Origin of the sequence: Vibrio nereis NBRC 15637, from assembly GCF_001591105.1 — a bacterium.
Taxonomy (GTDB): Bacteria; Pseudomonadota; Gammaproteobacteria; order Enterobacterales; family Vibrionaceae; genus Vibrio; species Vibrio nereis.
Window position 1 is genome coordinate 51,043 of the sequence record NZ_BCUD01000022.1, and the last position, 8,200, is coordinate 59,242.

Annotated in this window: 8 protein-coding genes; 7 read left to right on the top strand and 1 reads right to left on the bottom strand. The window is 45.2% G+C overall.

Annotated features, from left to right (window positions below; genetic code table 11):
• Positions 1–6 precede the first annotated feature (6 nt).
• Positions 7–456 carry a zinc uptake transcriptional repressor Zur gene (gene zur, locus VNE01S_RS17025; RefSeq protein WP_053397149.1) on the bottom strand — a complete coding sequence of 150 codons (450 nt, stop codon included), beginning with the start codon at positions 454–456 and terminating at the stop codon, positions 7–9.
• A 353-nt stretch (positions 457–809) separates the two neighbouring features.
• On the opposite strand from zur, the gene dusA reads away from it, so the two are divergent.
• The 7 genes from dusA to VNE01S_RS17060 all read left to right on the top strand — a co-directional run bounded on the left by dusA (position 810) and on the right by VNE01S_RS17060 (position 7,826).
• Positions 810–1,814 carry a tRNA dihydrouridine(20/20a) synthase DusA gene (dusA, locus tag VNE01S_RS17030; RefSeq protein ID WP_082331726.1) on the top strand — a complete coding sequence of 335 codons (1,005 nt, stop codon included), beginning with the start codon at positions 810–812 and terminating at the stop codon, positions 1,812–1,814.
• A 155-nt stretch (positions 1,815–1,969) separates the two neighbouring features.
• Positions 1,970–2,179, top strand: coding sequence for an envelope stress response protein PspG (gene pspG / locus VNE01S_RS17035; RefSeq protein ID WP_053397150.1), 210 nt, complete (start codon positions 1,970–1,972; stop codon positions 2,177–2,179).
• A 127-nt stretch (positions 2,180–2,306) separates the two neighbouring features.
• The gene (locus VNE01S_RS17040) at positions 2,307–2,969 is read left to right on the top strand and encodes a TIGR04219 family outer membrane beta-barrel protein (RefSeq protein ID WP_053397151.1); all 663 of its coding nucleotides are present in this window, start codon (positions 2,307–2,309) and stop codon (positions 2,967–2,969) included.
• A 143-nt stretch (positions 2,970–3,112) separates the two neighbouring features.
• Complete coding sequence (locus VNE01S_RS17045; protein WP_053397152.1) at positions 3,113–3,343, top strand: hypothetical protein; 231 nt, start codon at positions 3,113–3,115, stop codon at positions 3,341–3,343.
• Positions 3,344–3,467: 124 nt separating this feature from the next.
• Positions 3,468–5,324: an assimilatory sulfite reductase (NADPH) flavoprotein subunit gene (locus tag VNE01S_RS17050; RefSeq protein WP_053397153.1), complete on the top strand. Its 1,857-nt coding sequence runs from the start codon at positions 3,468–3,470 to the stop codon at positions 5,322–5,324.
• Complete coding sequence (gene cysI, locus VNE01S_RS17055) at positions 5,324–7,057, top strand: assimilatory sulfite reductase (NADPH) hemoprotein subunit (RefSeq protein WP_053397154.1); 1,734 nt, start codon at positions 5,324–5,326, stop codon at positions 7,055–7,057. Before VNE01S_RS17050 ends, cysI begins: the two co-directional genes overlap by 1 nt.
• On the top strand, positions 7,050–7,826 hold the full coding sequence (locus tag VNE01S_RS17060) for a phosphoadenylyl-sulfate reductase (protein WP_053397155.1): 777 nt from the start codon (positions 7,050–7,052) through the stop codon (positions 7,824–7,826). The genes cysI and VNE01S_RS17060 overlap by 8 nt, the downstream gene beginning before the upstream one ends.
• The last annotated feature ends 374 nt before the right edge of the window (positions 7,827–8,200 follow it).

Genomic DNA, 8,200 nt, shown 5'->3' on the forward strand with positions numbered 1-8,200 from the left:
ATTTCGCTATTCAGAACAACAGTTTTTACAAACCCCGTGTGTTTCTATTACGTGATTGGTGATTGTAAATTCATGCTTATCTGCATTTTCAACTAACAAGGCTACCAAACTATCATCTTGCAGTTCAATAACATTACCGCATTTATCACAGATCAAAAGATGTGAATAATGCTTGTGTGCGTTACAGGAACAACATTGAATATAGCTGTTGGTTGACTCCACGCGGTGGATAAAACCTTGTTCCAGTAAAAAATCTAATGCTCTATACACCGTTGGTGGCTTGGCTTGAGGTTCAACTTTTTGTAACTGCTCTAAAAGCTCATAAGCGCTAGAGGCTTTAGGGCTAGTGCAAATTAATTCGAAGACTCTTTTTCTTTGCGCGGTTAACCTCACGCCTCGAGAGGCACATATTTCTTCAACTTGTTTGACTAACTGATGGTCCAAATCTGTCACCATTATTCATGGATGTTCATGGCAATATATCATTGATTCGCATTTTAGCGTTGTTTAACAGGCTAATTTTGACGACGTCTTCAATGTGTTGACGATAACCCAGACTTGATAGCCGCCACTGGCGATACAGACATGGTGTTGATCTTATTGATTGCAAAAAACAAAATATACAGAGCAATTGAAAGTCGATCTTTAGGTCTCGATGCGCTGTAAATGATCTTCCGCAGTAGTGTATAATACGCGATTAATTTAAAAAATTGCAGCAAACATAAGTAAACTTGTCGATCTTAGTTATCTGTCATGTTCGCTCTTTTGTGCTCAGGTTTCACCAAACATAGACTTTATGAGGATCCTCAGTGTCTAACACCAATGTAAAAAACGACTTTGCCTTACAGCGTTTCTCTATCGCTCCCATGCTCGATTGGACAGATCGCCATTGCCGCTACTTCCATCGCCTGCTGACGAGCGAAACATTGTTGTACACGGAAATGGTCACCACCGGTGCGATTATCCACGGCAAAGGAGACTTTCTTGCCTATAACGAAGAAGAGCATCCGGTAGCGTTGCAGCTGGGAGGGTCGAACCCGCAAGATTTAGCCACTTGTGCTAAGTTAGCCGCTGAACGTGGTTATGATGAAATTAACCTCAATGTGGGGTGTCCGTCAGATCGCGTGCAAAATGGTCGTTTTGGTGCGTGTTTGATGGCTGAACCGCAATTGGTCGCGGACTGTATTGCAGCAATGAAAGACGTAGTGGATGTGCCTGTTACGGTGAAAACGCGTATTGGCATTGATGATCAAGATTCTTACGAGTTTCTTACCGACTTTGTGTCTACCGTGTCTGAAAAAGGTGGTTGCGAGCAATTTACTATCCATGCGCGTAAAGCCTGGTTATCTGGTTTAAGCCCAAAAGAGAATCGCGAAATTCCGCCGCTTGATTACCCACGCGCGTATCAGTTGAAGAAAGACTTTTCTCACCTATCTATTGCAGTTAATGGTGGAGTCAAAACGTTGCAAGAAGCTAAAGAGCATTTGCAACACCTTGATGGCGTGATGGTGGGTCGCGAGGCGTACCAAAATCCATATATCCTTGCGGAAGTGGATCAGCAGATCTTCGGGTTGGATAAGCCAATCAAGAAGCGCACTCAAGTCGTGCAAGAGATGTATCCATACATCGAGCAACAACTAGAGAAAGGCGCATACCTTGGCCACATTACGCGTCATATGCTGGGTTTATTTCAGAATATGCCGGGTGCTCGTCAATGGCGTCGTTACATTAGTGAAAACGCTCATAAACCAGGTTCCGGTATCGAAGTGGTAGAAGCAGCATTAGCGAAAATTCCCAAAGAATTAGATGTGTAAATCTCACCACGCACATGGTAAAAAAAACCAAATTGAAAATATTAAAGGCGCTCACTCAGAGCGCCTTTTTATTTTGTTTAATTAATTCAACTGGTTATTTTGTTGTTTATGTTGGCATGTATCGTGATAGATAAACTTAAACAAAGGAGATGCGTATGTTTGAGTTAATCTTTATTTTAGTCTTTACTGCGACCCTGCTGGTAACAGGTGTCACTATGCTGACGGTATTTGCAGCAGTGGCATTTGCTATCGTCGTCATGGTTCTGCTCGGAATGCTAGGGGCGGTGCTTAAGCTACTACCGTGGTTGATTGTGATAGCAATTGGTATTTGGTTCTTTAAATCCCATGTCGCCCATACAAGATAGACGACGTACCCGAAAGGCTTATAGGCATCAATTCGGTATATGCTAGAATTCGTCTAATCCATTTGCTCTTCTGCTGCTTGGGTTAGAGCAGTAGAAGAGGCTTACCAATATTCGGAGAAAAACGTTCATGGGCCTTAAAGCCGCGGTCTTACTATCCAGTGTGGTTATGTCATTATCAGCTTACGCGGAGTCAACTTTGACGACCAAGTTAGGAGCAGAAATCTGGTGGCCAAACACCAAAGTGAATGAAGTTGATCGTGAGAATGATACGACACCTAATGTTTATGCCACTATTGAGCATTATGTTAAGTACGTACCCGATGTGCGGTTGCGCTATTCTTCGGTTGATGCGGATTACATGGCGTTCGATAAGATTGATCTTACCTTGTATTACCAAATCTTCGAGCATGATTTGATGAGCTTCGATGCTGGTTTCACCTTGAGTGACCTGAATGATAGCCACTACCGCAATGCGGATACGAATGCACAAGTCAACTACGATGGTGTGATATGGGCTTGGCACGGGTATGCAGAAATCGCCGTGCCGGATACCCCATTTGATGTCATAGGCGAAATGAACTTTGGGGATAGTCGAGGTATTAAAAGTACTGATTTGATGGCGGGCGTACAATATCAGCCGGATTGGCAGGACAGTCGCTGGTTTGTAAAGGCAGGATACCGTGTTATTGATTTAGAGTCGGATGATTTTCGGGTCGCTGAAGGTTCGGAGTTGGGTAAACCGTTTGTGTTTGCCGATGGTTGGTTCTTAGGAGCCGAATACCGCTTGTAACCCTTAATCTTTTTATAATCGCTGCTAAATATAGCGGCGTTTTTTTATACCCTTTAATTATATATAAAATATTTCTTTAGCACTTTTCTCTGTTTGACCCATCATTTATAGGTAGCCTTATATCTGGCAGAGAAAGGAATCTCATGACGATCACTGAGCTAAGAAATCTATTTAGGGAAAAACAGTTGGTTGAAGCCATTATTGAGCCTTCAGCAGAGGAAGGGACTTGGATTGTCGAGTTTCGACACGCCCGAGGAGGATTTGTTCTTCTCACCGACTCTCATGGTGAAGAGTGCCACTATATGGATGTTGACTTGGCCTCTAAGTCAGCAATGGCGGTTGGCTTCAAACAGGTTCGAATTGAAGCTAAGTAATATAGAGCGCATTTATTGCTCACTCTTTACTTCAAAAAGTTATAAAACATTCACTTCTATTCTTTCTTGTTATTAAAAAGAGTGGTTAACCTATGTTCACGCAATGAATAGGGATGTCGTGACCATGTCTTTAAACAAGAATGTTCCCTCTCAAGGAAACACCTCACAAGAATTACCGTCAATTGCTGCTCCTCTCAATGATCAGCAGCTTGGCTCATTACAACAAACGGTAGCAGGTCTATCGTCACAACAACTCGCTTGGGTGAGTGGTTATTTCTGGGGCTTAGCCCAGTCTCAACCTCAGACGGCTGCGGCGTCTGCGCCATTAACGCAAGCGGCCGCTGCGGTTGCAGCTCAACCTGCAGGTAAGCTAACCATTATCTTTGCCTCGCAAACGGGCAACGCAAAGGGCGTAGCAGAATCACTGGAGCAAGAAGCCAAAGCACAAGGTATTGACGTTGCGCTGTTTGACGCTAGTGACTACAAAGGCAAGAACCTCGCGAAAGAGACCCACGTGATCATCGTGGCGTCGACTAACGGCGAAGGTGAAGCACCAGATAACGCCATCGAGCTTCACGAGTTTTTACAATCGAAGAAAGCACCTAAGCTACCAAACCTGAAATACGGCGTGATCGGTTTAGGGGATTCGAGCTACGAGTTCTTCTGCCAAACTGGTAAAGACTTTGATACGTACTTATCTAAATTAGGTGCGACGCCATTTATTGACCGCGTAGATTGCGATGTCGATTACGAAGCACCTGCATCAGATTGGAAAGCGAAAGCGCTAGACAAAGTAAAAGATGATCTAGCGGCTGGCCCTCAGGCTGAAGTGGTACAACTACCCGTTGGTCAAACGTCTGGCCATTCTCAGTACAACAAACAAAATCCATACACGGCGACGTTACTGACCAGCCAGAAAATCACTGGCCGAGATTCAGGTAAAGACGTGCGTCATGTAGAAATCGACCTTGAAGGCTCAGGTTTAACGTATCAGCCAGGCGATGCGCTGGGTGTTTGGTTCGACAACAGCTCTGAGCTGGCCAACGCGATTCTTGGCAAAGTCGGTCTTTCCGGTGTCGAGAGTGTTGATGTTGATGGCGAAAGTATCTCTATTCATAGCGCTTTGGTTAGCAAGTTCGAGATCACGGCGTCTAATCCTCAGCTAGTGACTAAGTTCGCCGAGCTATCAGGCAGCAAAAAGTTACAAAAGCTGGTGGAAGATAAAGACAAGCTACGTGAGTACGCGACGAATACCCAAGTGGTTGATGTTCTCGCAGAGAAGAAAACCAAGCTGTCAGCTGAAGAGCTGATTGGTTTACTACGTCGTTTGACGCCACGTCTGTATTCAATCGCTTCGAGCCAAACAGAAGTGGATGAAGAAGTGCACCTTACCGTTGGCTTGGTTGAGTACGACAAAGACAACGAAAAACGCTTTGGTGGCGCATCAAGCTTTTTGACTCAGCGTCTAGAAGAAGGCGGTGAAGTGAAAGTATTTGTTGAGAACAACAATAACTTCAAACTTCCTCAAGACGACAATACGCCAATCATCATGGTTGGTCCTGGTACTGGTATCGCGCCATTCCGTAGCTTTATCCAAGAGCGCGATAACCGTGACGCAGAAGGCAAAAACTGGTTGTTCTTTGGCGACCGTACCTTTACTCAAGACTTCTTGTATCAGGTTGAATGGCAAAAGTACCTTAAGTCAGGGGTATTGAGCCGTCTTGATGTCGCGTTTAGCCGTGACCAAGTAGAAAAAGTTTACGTGCAACACCGTATCCTAGAAAACGCAGCGCAAGTGTGGCAGTGGATTCAAGAAGGTGCCTACATCTACGTATGTGGTGATGCGACTCGTATGGCGAAAGACGTTCACGATGCCTTGGTTATCGTTGCTGAGCAAGAAGGCAAGATGCCACGCGATGATGCTGAACAATTTATTAATGACTTACGCAAAGCTAAACGTTACCAAAGGGATGTGTACTAATGACTTTTTCTATCGAAAATAATAAGCAGGTTGTATTGGGCGAAGAATTAGGACCACTTGCGGATAACGAGCGTCTAAAAAGAGAAAGTAATTTTTTACGCGGTACGATTGAGCAAGACTTGCAAGACCGTATCACGGGTGGCTTTACCGCGGATAACTTCCAACTGATCCGCTTCCACGGAATGTATCAGCAAGATGACCGCGATATTCGTAATGAACGTGCTAAACAAAAGCTAGAGCCGCTGCACAACGTTATGCTACGTGCTCGTATGCCTGGTGGCATCATCACTCCAACTCAATGGTTGGCGATCGATAAGTTTGCAACAGAGCACTCTCTGTATGGAAGTATTCGTCTGACGACGCGTCAAACGTTCCAGTTCCACGGCGTATTGAAACCAAACATCAAGCTGATGCACCAAACGCTAAACAGCATCGGTATCGACTCAATCGCAACGGCGGGTGACGTAAACCGTAACGTATTGTGTACTACTAACCCAGTAGAATCAGAGCTGCACCAAGAAGCTTATGAGTGGGCGAAGAAGATCAGTGAGCATCTTCTGCCTAAGACTCGTGCGTACGCGGAAATCTGGTTGGATGGTGAAAAAGTCGAAACGACTGACGAAGAGCCAATTCTGGGTAGCAACTACCTGCCACGTAAGTTCAAGACGACAGTAGTCATTCCGCCGCAAAACGATGTTGACGTGCACGCGAATGACCTTAACTTCGTCGCAATTGCAGAAAACGGCAAGCTGGTGGGCTTTAATGTCCTAGTCGGCGGCGGCCTGGCAATGACTCACGGCGATACTGCTACTTACCCGCGCCGCGCTGATGACTTTGGTTTTATCCCACTAGAGAAAACACTTGATGTTGCCGCGGCTGTAGTTACCACTCAACGTGATTGGGGTAACCGTTCTAACCGTAAGAATGCGAAAACCAAGTACACCTTAGACCGTGTTGGTAGCGATGTATTTAAAGCTGAAGTTGAAAAACGTGCTGGCGTTACGTTTGAAACCAGTCGCCCTTATGAGTTTACAGAACGTGGTGACCGCATTGGTTGGGTTGAAGGGATCGATGGCAAACATCACTTAACATTGTTCATTGAAAACGGCCGACTACTGGATTATCCAGGTAAACCACTTAAAACTGGCGTTGCTGAAATTGCGAAGATCCACAAAGGCGACTTCCGCATGACTGCAAACCAGAATCTGATTGTGGCGGGTGTCGCTAAGGGTCAAAAAGCGAAGATCGAGAAGATTGCCGTTGAACACGGCTTGATGGACGAGTCTGTGAGCGAGCAGCGCAAGAATTCAATGGCTTGTGTCGCTTTCCCAACCTGTCCGCTGGCAATGGCCGAAGCCGAACGCTTCTTGCCTGAGTTTGTTACTGATGTCGAGGCTATCTTAGCCAAACACGGCTTGCCAAAGGAAGATAACATCATCTTACGTGTGACTGGCTGCCCGAACGGGTGTGGTCGTGCGATGTTGGCTGAGATCGGTCTAGTCGGTAAAGCGCCAGGTCGCTACAACTTACACTTAGGTGGCAACCGTGGTGGTACGCGAGTACCGAAGATGTATAAAGAGAACATTACCGACAAACAGATCCTAGAAGAGATTGACCAACTGGTTGGTCGCTGGGCAAAAGAAAGAGAAGAAGGCGAATGCTTCGGTGACTTCACCATTCGTGCTGGCATCATTGAAGAAGTATTTGTGTCGAAGAGGGATTTCTATGCTTGATTCTGTAGCTTCAAAATTGGAGCTGGCAGAACTACTCAAACTCACCAAGACGCAGCAAATCCTCCGTCTTGCAGAAATCAACGTGAAGCTTGAGCAGTTGTCAGCGCAAGAACGAGTTGCTTGGGCACTTGAAAACTTGGAAGGGGAGCATGTTGTATCATCAAGCTTTGGTATCCAAGCTGCGGTGATGCTTCATCTAGTCACAGCGCAAAAGCCGGATACGCCTATTATCCTCACGGATACAGGCTATCTGTTTCCAGAGACATACCGTTTCATTGATTTATTAAGTGAACAACTGACTCTGAACCTCAAAGTGTACCGAGCTAAAGAAAGTGCTAACTGGCAAGAAGCGCGATACGGGCAACTTTGGGAGCAGGGGATTGAAGGTATCGAGAAATACAACAAGCTCAACAAAGTCGAACCGATGCGCCGAGCTCTGGATGAGCTTAACGTTGGCACTTGGTTCTCTGGACTTCGCCGAGAGCAATCGAAGTCTCGTGCAGGCCTTCCGATCTTGTCGATCCAGAATGGTGTGTTTAAGTTCCTTCCGGTGATCGATTGGACGAACAAAGATATCCACTACTACTTAGAAGAGAACAACCTTCCTTACCACCCACTTTGGGATGAAGGCTATTTATCTGTTGGTGATACTCACACCACTAAAAAGTGGGAACCAGGAATGTCAGAAGAGGAAACACGCTTCTTTGGTCTAAAAAGAGAGTGTGGACTGCACGAAGAAGATAACGAACAGGATGGTTCGGGCATCTAATTCTAAAGTTGCTTCTATATAGAGGATAAAAAGGTCGCTAAGGCGACCTTTTCTTTTAGCTAAAAATACAGATTGTGGATAACTCTGTGTGTATTGTGTTGGCGATAATGGGGTAAAGTTGGATAAATAAAGGTTTGAGTGAAACTTACTCGCTTAAGCGTTATTTTTGCAATATTTTCAAAATAGCGCTTGCCAATGTGAGCGCGATCTCTATAATGCCTCCTCGTCGACAGGGCAAGGGCTCATAAGGGTTTAAAGCCAAATCGACAAGGTCAGAAATAAAAACGAAATAATTTAGAAAAGTGTTTGACACAAAATATTATCTCGCTAAAATGGCCGCCTCTTCCGAAGTGATGTAAGTCACAAAGAAGAGA

What these genes read in the sequence shown, in the direction of transcription:
- pspG (WP_053397150.1), top strand. Translation starts at nt 1,970, where the DNA reads ATGTTTGAGTTAATCTTTATTTTAGTCTTTACTGCGACCCTGCTGGTA.
- cysI (WP_053397154.1), top strand. Translation starts at nt 5,324, where the DNA reads ATGACTTTTTCTATCGAAAATAATAAGCAGGTTGTATTGGGCGAAGAA.
- VNE01S_RS17040 (WP_053397151.1), top strand. Translation starts at nt 2,307, where the DNA reads ATGGGCCTTAAAGCCGCGGTCTTACTATCCAGTGTGGTTATGTCATTA.
- VNE01S_RS17045 (WP_053397152.1), top strand. Translation starts at nt 3,113, where the DNA reads ATGACGATCACTGAGCTAAGAAATCTATTTAGGGAAAAACAGTTGGTT.
- zur (WP_053397149.1), bottom strand. Translation starts at nt 456, where the DNA reads ATGGTGACAGATTTGGACCATCAGTTAGTCAAACAAGTTGAAGAAATA.
- VNE01S_RS17060 (WP_053397155.1), top strand. Translation starts at nt 7,050, where the DNA reads ATGCTTGATTCTGTAGCTTCAAAATTGGAGCTGGCAGAACTACTCAAA.
- VNE01S_RS17050 (WP_053397153.1), top strand. Translation starts at nt 3,468, where the DNA reads ATGTCTTTAAACAAGAATGTTCCCTCTCAAGGAAACACCTCACAAGAA.